12 protein-coding genes are annotated in these 14,322 nt (G+C 62.4%); 4 read left to right on the forward strand and 8 right to left on the reverse strand.

Annotated elements, in window-relative coordinates; translation table 11 throughout:
• The first annotated feature begins 103 nt into the window (after positions 1-103).
• The 3 genes from H7E91_RS03005 to H7E91_RS03015 all read left to right on the forward strand — a co-directional run bounded on the left by H7E91_RS03005 (position 104) and on the right by H7E91_RS03015 (position 2,146).
• On the forward strand, positions 104-1,141 hold the full coding sequence (locus H7E91_RS03005; RefSeq protein WP_182353632.1) for an LLM class flavin-dependent oxidoreductase: 1,038 nt from the start codon (positions 104-106) through the stop codon (positions 1,139-1,141).
• A 73-nt stretch (positions 1,142-1,214) separates the two neighbouring features.
• Positions 1,215-1,844, forward strand: a complete 630-nt coding sequence (locus tag H7E91_RS03010) for a PepSY domain-containing protein (RefSeq protein WP_182353633.1) — start codon at positions 1,215-1,217, stop codon at positions 1,842-1,844.
• Entirely contained in the window at positions 1,844-2,146 is a 303-nt protein-coding gene (locus H7E91_RS03015; protein WP_182353634.1) for a GNAT family N-acetyltransferase, read from the forward strand. The genes H7E91_RS03010 and H7E91_RS03015 overlap by 1 nt, the downstream gene beginning before the upstream one ends.
• Before the next feature lie 14 nt (positions 2,147-2,160).
• On the opposite strand, the gene H7E91_RS03020 is transcribed toward H7E91_RS03015, so the two are convergent.
• Both H7E91_RS03020 and gndA read right to left on the reverse strand, forming a co-directional pair.
• The gene (locus tag H7E91_RS03020; protein WP_182353635.1) at positions 2,161-2,784 is read right to left on the reverse strand and encodes a DNA-3-methyladenine glycosylase I; all 624 of its coding nucleotides are present in this window, start codon (positions 2,782-2,784) and stop codon (positions 2,161-2,163) included.
• 86 nt (positions 2,785-2,870) lie between these two features.
• Positions 2,871-4,307 carry an NADP-dependent phosphogluconate dehydrogenase gene (gene gndA / locus H7E91_RS03025; protein WP_182353636.1) on the reverse strand — a complete coding sequence of 479 codons (1,437 nt, stop codon included), beginning with the start codon at positions 4,305-4,307 and terminating at the stop codon, positions 2,871-2,873.
• Between the two features lie 175 nt (positions 4,308-4,482).
• On the opposite strand from gndA, the gene H7E91_RS03030 reads away from it, so the two are divergent.
• Complete coding sequence (locus H7E91_RS03030) at positions 4,483-5,160, forward strand: hypothetical protein (RefSeq protein WP_182353637.1); 678 nt, start codon at positions 4,483-4,485, stop codon at positions 5,158-5,160.
• A gap of 75 nt (positions 5,161-5,235) precedes the next feature.
• On the opposite strand, the gene H7E91_RS03035 is transcribed toward H7E91_RS03030, so the two are convergent.
• The 6 genes from H7E91_RS03035 to H7E91_RS03060 form a co-directional block, all read right to left on the reverse strand.
• Positions 5,236-7,446 (reverse strand): NADP-dependent isocitrate dehydrogenase, encoded by a 2,211-nt coding sequence (locus H7E91_RS03035; protein ID WP_182353638.1) that lies wholly within the window; start codon positions 7,444-7,446, stop codon positions 5,236-5,238.
• An 89-nt stretch (positions 7,447-7,535) separates the two neighbouring features.
• Positions 7,536-8,567: a DUF808 domain-containing protein gene (locus H7E91_RS03040; protein ID WP_182353639.1), complete on the reverse strand. Its 1,032-nt coding sequence runs from the start codon at positions 8,565-8,567 to the stop codon at positions 7,536-7,538.
• A gap of 172 nt (positions 8,568-8,739) precedes the next feature.
• Entirely contained in the window at positions 8,740-9,624 is an 885-nt protein-coding gene (locus H7E91_RS03045) for a patatin-like phospholipase family protein (protein ID WP_182353640.1), read from the reverse strand.
• 70 nt (positions 9,625-9,694) lie between these two features.
• Entirely contained in the window at positions 9,695-10,522 is an 828-nt protein-coding gene (locus tag H7E91_RS03050; RefSeq protein ID WP_182353641.1) for a pseudouridine synthase, read from the reverse strand.
• Positions 10,509-13,100: an AAA family ATPase gene (locus H7E91_RS03055; protein ID WP_182353642.1), complete on the reverse strand. Its 2,592-nt coding sequence runs from the start codon at positions 13,098-13,100 to the stop codon at positions 10,509-10,511. Before H7E91_RS03055 ends, H7E91_RS03050 begins: the two co-directional genes overlap by 14 nt.
• On the reverse strand, positions 13,097-14,227 hold the full coding sequence (locus H7E91_RS03060; protein WP_182353643.1) for a metallophosphoesterase family protein: 1,131 nt from the start codon (positions 14,225-14,227) through the stop codon (positions 13,097-13,099). Before H7E91_RS03060 ends, H7E91_RS03055 begins: the two co-directional genes overlap by 4 nt.
• Positions 14,228-14,322 lie beyond the last annotated feature (95 nt).

The raw sequence follows: 14,322 nt of genomic DNA on the forward strand, positions 1-14,322 counted from the left end.
CCTACCACGATGCAGGATGGCGGAGAGGCCACAGACGAACCATGGAATATAGTTGCGACTTCAACTGTTAAAGGGTTGTGACCCCCAGCGAGAGAAGGACAGCATGAAAGACGTCGAGTTCGGCCTCAACACATTTGGCGATATGACGGTGGATGCAGACGGTCATCCGAAGAGTTCCGCCCAGGTCATTAGGGATGTTGTCGAGGAGGCGGTTCTTGCCGACTCCCTCGGCATCGACGCTATTGGACTCGGTGAGCACCACCGCGATGACTACGCGATCTCGGCACCGGACATGATTCTTGCCGCCATTGCCTCGCGCACGAACCACATCAAACTCGGCACAGCTGTCACGGTCCTCTCCTCGGAGGACCCGCTGCGGGTTTTCGAGCGATTCGCAACACTCGATGCGGTGAGCAGGGGCCGCGCAGAGGTCGTCGTTGGCCGGGGCTCCTTCACCGAGTCGTTCCCGCTCTTCGGCTACAAACTGTCTGACTACACCACTCTCTTTGAGGAGAAGTTCGAGATCTTTACCGAAACCCTCAAAGAGCGTCCCATTCGATGGTCGGGCCAGCACCGAGCTCCGATCGAAGGCGCCATGCTCATGCCGCGCACCGAGAACGGGCTGTCTGCATGGGTCGGGGTCGGCGGCTCGCCCGAGTCCGTCATCCGATCCGTGCGCCGCGGCATCCCCATGATGCTCGCTGTTATTGGCGGTGCACCAGCTCGATTCCGACCGTTTGTTGACCTGTATGAGCGGGCACAGAAAGAGTTCGGGGTTGATACACCAATGCCTCTCGGTATGCACTCGCCCGGCCATGTCGCCGACACGGATGAGCAGGCCCGCGCCGAGCTGTGGGAGCCGTTCCGTGCAAACCGCATCCGGATCGGGCGGGAACGCGGGTGGGATGATCCGACCTACGAGAGCTTTGTCGAGGAGATCGAGCACGGGGCGCTGTTTGTTGGCTCGCCCGAAACCGTTGCGCAGAAGATCTCTGAGAATGTCCGCATCCTTGGCCTCGACCGCTTCGACTTTAAATATTCCAATGGCCCGATGCCGCATGAGCAGCTCATGACCTCGCTTGAGCTTTACGGCACGAAGGTCCTGCCGCGCGTCAAGGACATACTGTCCAGGGTGCGGTGACCGGGCTTCCACCGTCCTCACAGGGCCATTTGGAACACTGTGTGAAAGCTAATCGGCGAGAAAGGCTGGCCCCATGAAGGTGAATATGCTTGGACTTGGAGCGGCGCTCGTGCTCACTCTCGCAGCGTGCGGTGACGGCGAAGAAGACGTCGCATCGGATACGAGCGACGCCACGACTATCGCGACCCGCGACACCGCCACGACCGACAGTGACGACACGGCGACCGATGACACGGACGACGCTGACGGTCGGGACGCCGCCCGTCCCGACGGAGCGACCGACCTCGACGGGCACGTGTTTGACGTCAGCCTCGATGAGGCGCTCGAGATCGCGAGATCCGAGTCCGGTTCGCAGGAGAACCCGTACAAGATCGCCATCGACTGGGAGGACTCTGCCTGGCAGTGGGAGATCGACATCATGTCAGATGCGCAGGACTGGGAAATCCGGATCGATGCGACGACGGGCGAGATCCGCGAGTCAGAGTCGGACAGCGAGGACGACCCGGAGAGGCCGCTCGAACTCGACACCCTCATCGCTTATGAGGGGGCGATTGATTCCGCTGTGGCCGAGCGCCCCGGACGCGTGACGGGCTGGGAGCTATCGTGGGACGATGGGCGGCAGAGCTACGAAGTAGAAATCAACGACGACTCAGAAGTCAAGGTTGACGCGCTTACCGGCGACGTCGTGAAGGTTGATGATTAATGACAGAAATGAAGTACAACGAGCAGAGCTCCCGCTACGAAGCACATGTTGACGGAGAGACAGTCGGGTTTATCGACTACAGGCGCGAGGGCGACACGATCGTCGCGATTCACACCCAGATCGGCGAGCAACATCAGGGCGAAGGACTGGGCGGCAAGCTTGTTGCCAATTTCCTCGACGACGCACGGGCGTCCGGACTCAACGTCCTTCCGCAGTGCGGTTACGTCGCCAGCGTCATAAGCAAGAACGAGCAGTACATTGACCTCGTCCCAGCCGAGCGGCGCCGCGACTTCGGGCTCTGATCGCGGGGCCGTTCTTACGCAGGCATTGTTGCGAGAACGGCTGCGACCGCTTCCTCGGCGGGGTCCCTCCGCCACGAGCCGATCGGATGGTCGTTGACGATACCGATGGCCTGCATCATCGCGTAGGCGGTAACGGGCCCCAAGTGGAGGAAGCCCCGGGATTTCAGATCCTTTGCGAGCGCGACTGATTCAGCCGACTGGCTGGGTTGGTCGCGCTCTGCCATGACAGTGTGGGAGGCGGGGCGATACGACCAAATGAGGACCGGAAGACCTGCCTCAATGGCGCCTCGCTGGCCTAGCAGAGGATCATCGCGAAGGTCGAGGGTCGCACGGGCATTATTGATCGTCGAGATGATTTTCCGGCGATTTCGAATGATCGTCGCATCTGCAAGTAGCCGGTCGATGTCACCCGAGTCGAACGTGGCGACGGTTGCCGGATCGAACCCAGCGAAAGCACTCCGGAATGCGTCGCGCCGTTTGAGGATCGTCGTCCACGAGAGCCCCGACTGGAACACCTCGAGGGTGAGCCTCTCGAACACGCCAGTCTCAGTCGTGACCGGCATGCCCCATTCCGTGTCGTAGTACTCGCGCTCGATGGTGCTGCGCTCCGCCCAGCCGGGGCGAATGAGATTATCCATGGGCACAGGCTAGGCCTCCACAACAGGCCCGCGCCCGCTATCCACATGGGGACGCAGGCGCGGGAGAGGTGCTGAACGCAGTGGGGTTAGTCCCAGTGGGACTCCGTGCGGTCACCGGACCACTCGGTGTGGTAGACGCCCTCCTTGTCCACACGGAGGTACGTGTGGGCACCGAAGAAATCGCGCTGGCCCTGAATGAGGGCCGCAGGTAGCCTCTCGGCACGAACCCCGTCAAAGTAGGAAAGAGATGACGAGAACGCGGGTAGCGGGATGCCCGTCAGCGCGCCTCGTGAGACGATCTGGCGCAGGGCCGGAATGGAGGCGTTGATCTTCGGCGCGAAGTTCTCGTCCGCCATGAGCAACGGCAGGTCCGGATTGTTGCGGTACGCCTCCGTGATGTCGTTGAGGAAGATCGCGCGAATGATGCACCCAGCCCGCCAGATCTTCGCAAGCTCACCCTTGTCGATATCCCAGCCGTACTGGTCGGCTGCGGCCTGGATGAGATCGAATCCCTGGGAATAGGCGACGATCTTTGATGCATAGAGCGCCTGGCGAACCTGCTCGATGAACTCTTCACGATCCTCGACGTCGATTGTGAGCGCGTGCGCCTCGAGCGGGCCGGAGGCCCCACGCTGAAGCGGGGATGAGGACAGGCCGCGCGCGAACGTTGCCTCACCGATTCCCGTGACGGGTACGCCCAGTTCGAGCGCGGTCTGAACAGTCCATGTACCCGTGCCCTTCTGGCTTGCGGCGTCGACGATGACATCGACGAGTGGCTTGCCTGTGTCGGCGTCGTACTGGCGCAGAACCTCCGCGGTGATCTCGATGAGATAGGAGTTGAGTTCGGTGCCCATCCAAGAATCGAAGATGTCGGCGATCTGCTCGGGAGTGTCACCGAGGACCTGACGAAGGAGATCGTACGCCTCGGCGATAAGCTGCATATCCGCATATTCGATGCCGTTGTGGACCATTTTGACGAAGTGGCCAGCACCGTCGGTTCCGATATGAGCGCAACACGGCTCGCCGTCGACGTGGGCGGAGATCGTCTCGAGCATGGGGCCGACCCGCTCGTATGATTCACGGGTGCCACCAGGCATGATCGAGGGACCCTCGAGTGCGCCTTCCTCCCCTCCGGAGATGCCGGCGCCGACAAAGTGGAGGCCCTGGGTCTGGATCGCGGCCTCACGGCGGATCGTGTCCTTGAAGTAGGCGTTGCCGCAATCGACAATAATGTCGCCCTCCTCCATATGCTCCGCAAGCTGGTCGATGACGGCGTCTGTGGGCGCACCTGCCTGGACGAGGATGATGGCGACACGGGGGCGCGAAAGCGATGCGACGAAGTCCGCGATATCAGCGGAGGGAATAAACGTGCCCTCGTGCCCATGCTCCGTCATGAGTTTCTCTGTGCGGCTGTAGCTCCGGTTGTAGACGGCGACCGTGTAGCCGTGGCTCACAAGGTTGCGGGCGACATTCGCTCCCATCACCGCCAGTCCGACAACTCCAATGTCTGCAGTCTCGCTCATGATCTCTCCTTCTCCCGGGGCGCTCCCGGATCGCTGTACCGATCTTCCCACTTCTTCCCACGCCCTGTGAACCGGGGACCGCCAGCGTTCAAGATCCGGCCACCGACAGCGTCAGCTCTTTCCCCGACTACCCCATAGCCGACATCCGCAGTGATCCGCGACATAGGATGGTGGGATGGAGGTCGTGTCAGTGCATACCCCCGGCTCCGACCTTGCAGCGTTGGAGATCCGGGCTGACTTCAGCATGGTCGAGCGCCGGCCTCAGACGATCGGCGCTGGGCTCTCGCTGGCCGTCGCCTCCGCCGGCACCGAGGTCCTGTTTACTGACAGGGTGACGCGCGAAGCCGAAGCGGCGGTCGTCGTGAAAGACGACTCCCACCTCATCGACCTCGTCGGTATGTCGTTCGCTGTCGGTACGGCCCGATTCGACGGGGTCGAAATCGACGAGCTGGGATTGTGGGCACTGCCAACCCAGCAGGGGGTCGTCCAGGCCGGTGACGTGCTCCGTCCGATCCCTCACCGTATCGAGGATTCCCAGGGGCCGTTCCCTCGTGTGCCTGACGGTCTGCCCGATGCTCCCGAGAACGTCGAGAAGCGCTTTAGTCCACCCTACGAGGAGCGTGCTGAGCGACTCTGGCAAGCAATCGTTGATCTCGGGTGCCGACCCTCGCTCGAATGGGCAGGGAGCGAGGACGGCGAGGCGATCGTCGGCCGCGGAGCGGATGACCGGGTTCGCATTGTCATCGATCTCGAAGACCAGGCCCAGCAACAGGCGATCGACGAGCTCTACAGTCGCGGAGCGCTTAGTGAGTGGCTGTCTGAGACGCTGAAGAACGACCCGCTCGATATGTGACCGTCGTGGGGCTGGCGACTATCGCACCAGCCCCACGACGATCACTCATCCGGTTAAGTGCGGATGGCGGGGGTGCTAACGGAGCGGATCGATGATCGCATTGAGCGTTGCGGAGGGCCTCATGGCCACCGCCGTTGTCTCGGGATCGGGCCTGTAGTAACCGCCGAGATCAACCGGGTGCCCCTGGATCTCAATGAGCTCCCGAGCGATCGCGGTCTCGTTTTCCTCGAGTGCTTGAGCAACCGGCGTGAAGACGGCGGCAAGCTCAGCATCTTCATCCTGGTCGGCAAGTGCGCGCGCCCAGTACATGGCGAGGTAGAAGTGGCTTCCGCGGTTGTCGATCTCGCCAACGCGACGCGACGGGGAGCGCCCCTCATCGAGAAGCCGCTCTGTCGCAATGTCGAGAGCATCGGCGAGGACACGTGGGTGCTCCGTGCCATCTGTGCGGGCCTGGTGGCGCAGAGACTCGGCAAGGGCAAGAAACTCGCCGAGCGAATCCCATCGCAAATGGTTTTCCTCCTGCAGCTGCTGAACATGTTTTGGCGCTGAGCCGCCGGCCCCGGTCTCAAAGAGGCCGCCGCCGTTCATGAGCGGAACGACCGACAGCATCTTCGCTGACGTACCGAGCTCGAGGATCGGGAACAGGTCTGTGAGGTAGTCACGCAGAACGTTGCCGGTCACGGAGATCGTGTCCTCGCCGCGCCGAAGACGGTCGATCGACACCTGGGTTGCCTCAACGGGGGAGAGGATCCTCAGGTCGAGACCGGCCGTGTCCTCGTCCTGCAGGTAGGTGCGAACTTTCTCAATGAGCGCAAGGTCGTGTGAGCGTTCTGGATCGAGCCAGAAAATCGCTGGCATCCCCGAGATCCGCGCACGGCGTACCGCGAGGGACACCCAGTCCCGTATCGGGGCGTCTTTCGTCTGGCACGCACGGAAGATGTCGCCAGCGGCGACCGAATGGCGTAAGAGCACGTCGCCCGCAGAGTTGCGGACCTCGACTGTCCCGGCTGCCCCGATGTTGAACGTCTTGTCGTGTGAGCCGTACTCTTCAGCCTTCTGAGCCATGAGCCCAACATTTGGGACGGTGCCCATCGTCGTCGGGTCGAAGGCGCCGTGCTTCTTGCAGTCCGCGATAACGGTGGAGTACACCCCGGCATAGGACGAGTCGGGGATGACAGCCAGAGTGTCGGCCTCGTTCCCGTCCGGGCCCCACATGTGGCCCGAGCTGCGGATCATTGCCGGCATGGACGCGTCGACGATAACGTCGGAGGGGACGTGCAGGTTGGTGATTCCACGGTCCGAGTTGACCATGGCAAGTGCGGGGCCAGCCGCCATGTCCTTCGCGAACGATGCTCGAATTTCGTCACCGTTGTCGAGGTTCGCAAGCCCGTCAAAGATGACGGCAAGTCCGTTGTCTGCCGTCAGGCCCGCACTCTCAAGCTGCGGACCGTATTCCGCGAAGGTGCGGGGGAAGAACGCCCGGACGGCGTGGCCGAAGATGATCGGATCGGACACCTTCATCATCGTCGCCTTGAGGTGGAGGGAGAAGAGGACCCCGGCGTCCTTCGCCGCATTGACCTGCTCGACAAGGAAGCGGTCAAGGGCAGAGGCGGACATGATCGTCGCATCGACGACCTCGCCCTCGAGAACGGGAATCGACTCGCGCAGGACGGTCTCGCCAGCATCGCCAACGTGGATGATCGAGAGGACGTCATCGCCGTCCATGACCACCGTTTTCTCATTCGAGCGGAAGTCGTCGCCCGACATAGTCGCCACAGCGGTCTGCGAGTCAGCCGCCCATTCACCCATCGAATGCGGGTTCTTACGCGTGTAGTTCTTGATGACCTGCGGGGCACGACGATCGGAGTTGCCCTCGCGAAGGACGGGGTTGACGGCCGATCCTCTCACCGAGTCATATCGTGCCCTGACATCGCGCTCCTCATCCGTTGTCGGATGGTCGGGATAGTCCGGAACTGCGACGCCCTTCGCCTGCAGTTCCGCGATCGCGGCTTTGAGCTGCGGCAGGGAAGCCGAGATGTTCGGCAATTTGATGATGTTCGCCCCAGGAGTCTTCGCCAGCTGACCGAGCTCCGCCAGGTCGTCCTTCGTCCGTTGCCCCTCGGGCAGGTATGGCGAGAGCGCGGCGATGATTCGACCTGCCAGCGAGATATCTCGGGTCTCCACGGCGACATCAGCCTGTGATGCGAACGCCTGGAGGATAGGAAGGAACGATTCTGTTGCCAGCATCGGTGCTTCATCGGTGTACGTGTAGATTATGGGCGACATGCGTGGGGCCCTCCTCGTTGAGAATGGTTCCTTCCCACACTATCGAAGACGGTACGGTTCTACCGCCCCGAGCGCGTCACGCACTCCCATCAGTGTGCGCCGGGCTCCTGCCGAGGAGGACTCTCAGGCTGAGGGCCACCGGGATGATCTTCACGCACCGATTCCACGGCCGGCTGTGTTTCGACCTTTTTCCGATGGAGTCGACTGAGGATGGGATGGACGATGGCGAAGATGATGAGGCCCCAGAGGAGGCCAAAGACGAGGGAAATGACAGTGTCGACCAGCCAGGCGAGGAACCCGCCGACACCTGCGACACCCACGACGCCGTCAGCGAGGTACTGGATGGCGTCGTGGATCGGGTCGAAGCCGAACTCGTGGACGCCGTTGAGAACGATGTGGCCGCCGACCCACAGCATGGCGAACGTTCCGATGATCGTGATGACGTTCATGACCTTCGGCATTGCGTTGACAAGACCGATGCCGATCCGTTTCGAGACGGCCGAATCTCGCTGCGCAAGCCGCACGCCCACGTCGTCCATTTTGACGAGCAGGCCGACGGCACCGTAGACGCCGACCGTGATGACGATGGCAACAACGATGAGAATCGCGGTCCGCACCCAGAACGACTCGTCGATGACCTGATCGAGGGAGATGACCATGATCTCGGCTGACAGAACCAAGTCGGTGATGATCGCGCTGCGGATGATGCGATCCTCCGCCGCCTTGCCGTGAAGGACCGCCGGGGCCTCCTTCTCCGCATGCGTGCCCCGAACCTTCTCGTACACCTTCTCTGCGCCCTCGTAGCACAGGTAGGTGCCGCCGAGCATGAGCAGGGGAGTGAGCACCCAGGGCAAGAACTGGGAGAGGATGAGAATGACCGGCAGGATGAAGACGAGCTTGTTCCTGATCGAACCAGCCGCGATTCGGCGGACAATTGGGAGCTCACGCTCCGGCCTCACGCCGTCTACATACTGCGGTGTGACGGCCGCATCGTCGATGACGACGCCAGCGGCCTTTGCGCTCGCCTTCATCGTGCCTGCGACGACATCATCAACGGATGCTGCTGCAAGACGCGCAAGTGCAGCCACGTCGTCAAGAAGCGCAACGAGTCCACCAGCCATCACTCGCCTCCAGTCCTCACCTGACCGCGGATAGCGCCAACTATCTCACGGCCCGGCCAATCATGCTCAAGCAGATACCGCCCGGTAGAGAACGGACTGCGAGGCCGGGAATGGGAGGACACCGGCGCCACGCCGTGATGCCAGACCGCACGACCTGCCGATTCGCTGCTGTCTACAGCCCGAGGAACTCTCGCCATTTCGGTAGTTCGCGCCTGGACTGGGCAAGGCCCGCAGCGTAGGAGGCGCGGAGCTTGTCCACGTTCTTCTCCGTCGACGTCACCGTCATGTGCTCAGGGAAAAAGAGAACGGCCTTCCCCTGTTTTTCCAGCTCGAGCAGCCTCTCCTTTGTCGCGTTATACCGGTCGGCTCGGGTGATGAGGGCCTCCGCGACGGCGGGGTACCGGCGGAACACTCTCTCGAAGAATCGCGGGTTTCTCGGCCGGGTCTTCCAATAGTTGCGGGGCTGGGTGAGAATGACGAGGAACTTGTCGAAGCCATCGGCTTCGGCGGCGTCGAGAGCCACGCCGCCGGACGTCCCGATCGCGCCGTCCACCCACTCTTCGTCACCGATTTTGACGACCGGCATGAGCCCCGGCATCGTCGACGAGGCTTGGACGCGGTTCATGATGTCGGCGGGGGTGGCGAGATCCTCCCGCGTCCAATAGACCGTGTCGCCCGTCAGCGCGTTGAAACTGCCGATCCTGATTCGTGCCGGGTTCGCCAGGTATGTCTCCATGTCGAACGGCAGCACCCCATCGGGTCCCGATGTTTGCTGGTAAATGTAGTGGGCGTTGAAGAGGCCCTGCCCCCGCAGGAACGTCTTCATGTTGCCAAAGTTGGGATCCGACGCGATATCGGTGAAGGACTTCCGGGCACGGTCGGGAGCCCGAGAAAGGTAGTTGATCGTGTTTGACGAACCGGCGGAGATCCCTGCGACCCAGTCGATGTAGATCTTGTTCCCGAGAAGCGCTTCGATAGTGGCCGCAGTATAGGAAGCTCTCATGCCGCCGCCCTCAAAAATGAGAGCCGTATCTGTCACGTTGCTATACAAAGACATGTTCTCCTCCCATGACAGGATACGCGCCATCGAGCCGCGTTTTCGTGCCCATTGTTGTCGACGTGTGCAGTCAGTCGGTGGGAAAAGAAAGAGTGCGGCGGGAGCGCGCGACAACCGGACTTCCGTCGACCGGGTCAGTGAACTCGAGACCGAGAGCCAACAGGTCGATCCGCTCCGGGAAGCCGCCGTGTGATCCGTAGAGGGTGTCACCCCGGATGGGAACGCGAAGGGCGGCGGCATGGGCGCGGATTTGGTGCATCTGTCCCGTCAATGGGCGCGCCTCATACCGCCCCCACTCGCCACGCGCCTCGATGAGCCTGAACTCGGTAACGGCGTTCGGCTCACCAGGCACTTCCGACACCGTCGCCCCGCGCTGCTCGAGTCGCGATGAATAGATGGGCGGGATGACGCGCAAAGGAGCGATGAACTGATAGGTTTTCTCGACGCGGCGGCGCTCGAACAACGTCTGGTAATGACCGCGGACAGCAGGTTCTCGAATAAGCAGCATGAGCCCGGCAGTAGCGCGGTCGAGACGGTGCGCACAGACGACATCATCGCCGAACCGGCGACGCGCCTGGACGAGCACAGATCTCGCGACAAAAGCGCCCCGCGGCGTTGCGGCGATCCCGGCAGGCTTGTCGACGATGATGAGGCGCTCGTTGTCGACGATGACGGGAAGGTCGATGTCCACCTCGTCTGGGACGGGACGGTGGACGTAGGCACGTCGCTCATCTATCAGCCCCGCGTCCCCCCGATCGATCGCGGCCCGAACTGAATCGAGTGAGAGTGTCGCGCCTTTAGCGGCGAGAGCCTCATGCAGGCTCTCAGCGAGACTGTCCCCAGGTGGCAGGTTGATGATGACGGGGAAGACGCCGCGACGCGGCTCAGATCCGGACACGGGTGGCGCTGTCAAGGCCCGCGAACCGGTCCTCATTGGCTGTAAAGATAATGATCTGGCCGACCCCATCGCGAGATTCGATCGTGTCGACGATGCGGCGGAGCCGGGATCGATCGGAATAGCCGAGCGTGTCATCGAAGAGGATGGGCACAGCATCGTCGGGTGACACGAGTGAGGCTGTCGCGAGCCTGATAAGGATCGACATCTGCTCTTTCGCGCCGGTCGACAGGTTATCGAACGGAAGCGTCACCCCTCCCATCGACCGGCTGTCGACGACGAGCTCATCGGATACGTCAACGTCAAACGTCGGATCCTGATAGGTCGCCCGGCCCAAATCTCGAAGAGCGACCCGGAACGGCTCGATATACCGGCGACGAGTCTCCTTTTGGTGCCGTGCAAGAACTTCCTCCAGGAGCCGCGCCGCTTCCGCGCGCGCGAGGATGGAGTCCCGCTCGGCAACTGCACGGTCCAATTCCCTGTCTGCCTCATTGTGAGTGTCCTGGATGCTGTCCCGTTTCTTCTCTTCGAGGAGGCGGCTGGCGATGTGCCACTCCTGCTTCGTCTGCGCCAGCATCTTGTGCAGTCCCTCAACGTGCCTGACCTGGAGCTCATAATCCTTGAGGGCCACAGCACCGCCCGACTCGGCCAGCCGCTTCTCTGCCTCCCTGAATGCCGCCTTAGCAGCCGACAGGGCCTCGGATGCGGCGGTGAAGGCGGACGTTACCTCGTCATCGGGGCAGTGCGAGCGAGCATCTGCGAGCTCGCGTTCGGCGCGGGCGACAACAGCACGCTGGTTCGTTACCTGGCCCGCCGTCTCTGCGAGTCGCTTGGTGAGCTTCTCGGCCTCGCGCTGGCGAGAATCGAGGATCGCCTCCGCCGCCTCACGTTCAACGTCGAGCTGATCCTGGCGAGCGGTCAGAGCTTCGACATCGCCTTCGACGGCGTCTGCGTTCCGCTCGAGGGACGCCATCAGGCGCGCCAGCTCATCGCGGATGCTACTTTCATCGCGCCCGTCGAGCCTGTCGGATCGGCGCTCCTTGAGCCGCTCGATGCTGAGTGTCGTTTCCGCGAAGCGGCGGAGCGCGTCCTTCAGCTCGGCGGTCGACGTGACTCCCGCACCATCGAGGATGTCCTGCCTCTCCTCCCGAAGGCGGTCGATATCACGCCTGCTCCCCCCGGCTCCGGTATCCGGGGTGACGGTGACTCGCAGTTGGCCGGGAAGCTCGATGACAACCTCGTCCAGGACTGCCTGCTCGAAGGAATCCGGCCCAACCACCCTCTCATCCCCGCCCACGAGGAGCGTCTGTGCGTCGCCGACAGCCTCAACGCGAATGTGGGCGGCACCGGCTTGCGCGGCGGCCTCGGCGACGGCGATGTCGTGATCAAGGTCGACGAGCCGATCGAGGGACGCGTCGTCGACCCGGACCAGCTGGGTCTCAATTTGTGCGATATCTTTCGTCAGTCGGTCGGAGTCGGCCAGCTGGCCCTTGAGTTTGTCGACGTCGGCCCTCGTGCGGCTGTGCTCCTCAAACCGCCTCGCGGACTGGAGGTCCCTCTTCACGTCTGACAGCTGTGACTTCAGGTGCGTAATCGCCTCACGAGACTCGGTCACGCTCGTCTCGAGCGGAGCGAGCGTCTCCTTCGCCTCCGCTTCCGCCGCCAGGAGATCGTCAAGCGAGGCTGTCGCATCGTTCGTTGCTGTCACGAGCCCCTCGCGTGCCGCGAGTTGCGCCCTGGCATCGTCACAGTCACGCTGCGCGCTCTCGAGCTCGGTTGTCGCCCGATCGAGCGCATCCTGGTAAGCCTTCGCTGACTCTGCTAGCTCGGACAGCTCATCGAGGTGTCGTCTCTGGTCTTTGAGATCACTCTCTCGCTCGTTGATGTCGGCCTCGAGGTCAGTGAGCTTCGCGACGAGATCGGAGAGCTCGTCGAGGGCTTCTTTCGCGTCCGACACCTGCTTCTCGGCTGCGACCACGCGATCAATTGCGGCCTTCGTCAGCCTGCTGTAGCCGCCCCGCTTCGGTTGAAAATACTTGTCGGCTTCAGCGGAAACCCGCTCCATGAGCGGGGCACTCGAACCGTCATCGACCGTGCCGCCAGCCTGAGCCTCAAGGGCCCGCTGAAGCGCGGTGCATGAGCTGAGCGGGCTCTGGTCGAGCGCGCTCGCTTGCATGAGTCGCGAAGCTTCCCACAGCTGACCGTCGAGGCTACTCCATAGCTCTTCTGCTGCCGCGTGAGCCTCGTCAGCGACGAGTGTCTTTCCAGCGCGCGGGCCAGCTGTGAAGGTGAGAACCGTCTCTGGCTTTGTCAGCCAGCGCTTTCTGTAGGAGACCTGCTCATCGCCGATGATGAACGCGGCCTCGACTTCCGGGCCGGCTTCCGTCTGGACGGGCCGGGCCCGGTGAATCTCACTCCGCGTTGAGGAAGCCTTGTGCTTGATAAGGAAATCGAAGGCGTCGACGAGGGATGTCTTGCCTGCTTCGTTACGGCCGGCGACGACGGTGATCCCGTCCCCAAAGGACACCGTCTCATGCTCGATGCCGCGGAAATCTCTGACTCGGAGGGAGATGAGCTTCACCGCCCACCGCCGAGCCGATAGAGAAGTCTCAATGCATCGTTAGCGCTTTGGCTCCCGCCCTCAGCACGCTCACGCAACTCGGCAAGAGCGCTCGCGGCAAAGCCGGACAGGCCGAGAGCATCCTCGTCGGAGTCATCGGGAATGATAACGAGCTCGGTTTGCTTCCTCTCCCACGGGTAGATTGCGGCGAAGATCTCGCTGTGGTCGTCGAGAAGCCTCTCCAGCTCGGCTCCGACTGCCATCGACAGGGTCCCAGAGAGCTCCGTGCGGACAATTGCGCGATCTTTCTGCCGGATCGCTGCGAGATCTCCGCGCAACAGGTCGAGGTCCGCGGCTGAGGTGAGCTCGCGCTTGACGTCGGTGTGGAGCCATGTGCCCACCTCACGGGGTTCCGCATGAACGTTGTCTCCGTCGATCGTGACGGAGAGGATGGTGCCACGGGTCGGCTCACGGAAGCTCGTCGATTCGTGGGTACCGGAATAATTGACGGCGCTCGTGACCGGGTCGATCCAGCAGATGTGACGGTCGCCGAGGGCGACATAGTCAACAAGTCCGTCGGTGATGGCCGTCCGGAGCGCACTCGTATCGACGGTGGTTGTCGAATCACGATCAGGATCGAGCTCGTCGAGCATGCCGTGGCCAGCGAGGATACGGGTCTTTTCAGTAGGTTCGAGCTTGTCGAGAATCCCGACGACAGGATCCCGGCCGGGGTCTTTCGAACGCCATGGCGCGGCGACAATCTCGACATCGCGGGAGACGGCAAAGGGGCCTTGGTGGTCGAGAATGGTGACATTGCGCGGCAGACTGTCCTTAAGGTCCGGGCTCGTCCATATCGAGCCGGGACCAAGAGGGTCGTGGTTGCCGGGCAGGAGGTAGATGGGAACTCTGACCTCTCCCATAGCCTCGCAGGCGCGGCCGATATCGCGGCGCGACAGATTGGGATGTTCGAAGACGTCGCCAGCGACGATGATGAATTCGGCGTTTTCTTCCTCTGCCAGGTCGCCGATAGTCCTCACAGTCGCAACCCTGTCGCCCGTGAATCGGGCCTGAGCTTCGTCGCTCAGGTACCGGCGGGTCATTCCGAGTTGCCAGTCAGCTGAATGGATGAACGTCACGGACTGTTTCATGCCTTCCACCCTACGATCTACCTCGGACAGACAACGTACGTCCGTTCGCCGTGTGGGAAAGCTGTCGAGGCCCGAGCGTTGCCAGGCGGACAATG

The organism is Flaviflexus huanghaiensis, assembly GCF_014118685.1.
Lineage (GTDB): Bacteria > Actinomycetota > Actinomycetes > Actinomycetales > Actinomycetaceae > Flaviflexus > Flaviflexus huanghaiensis.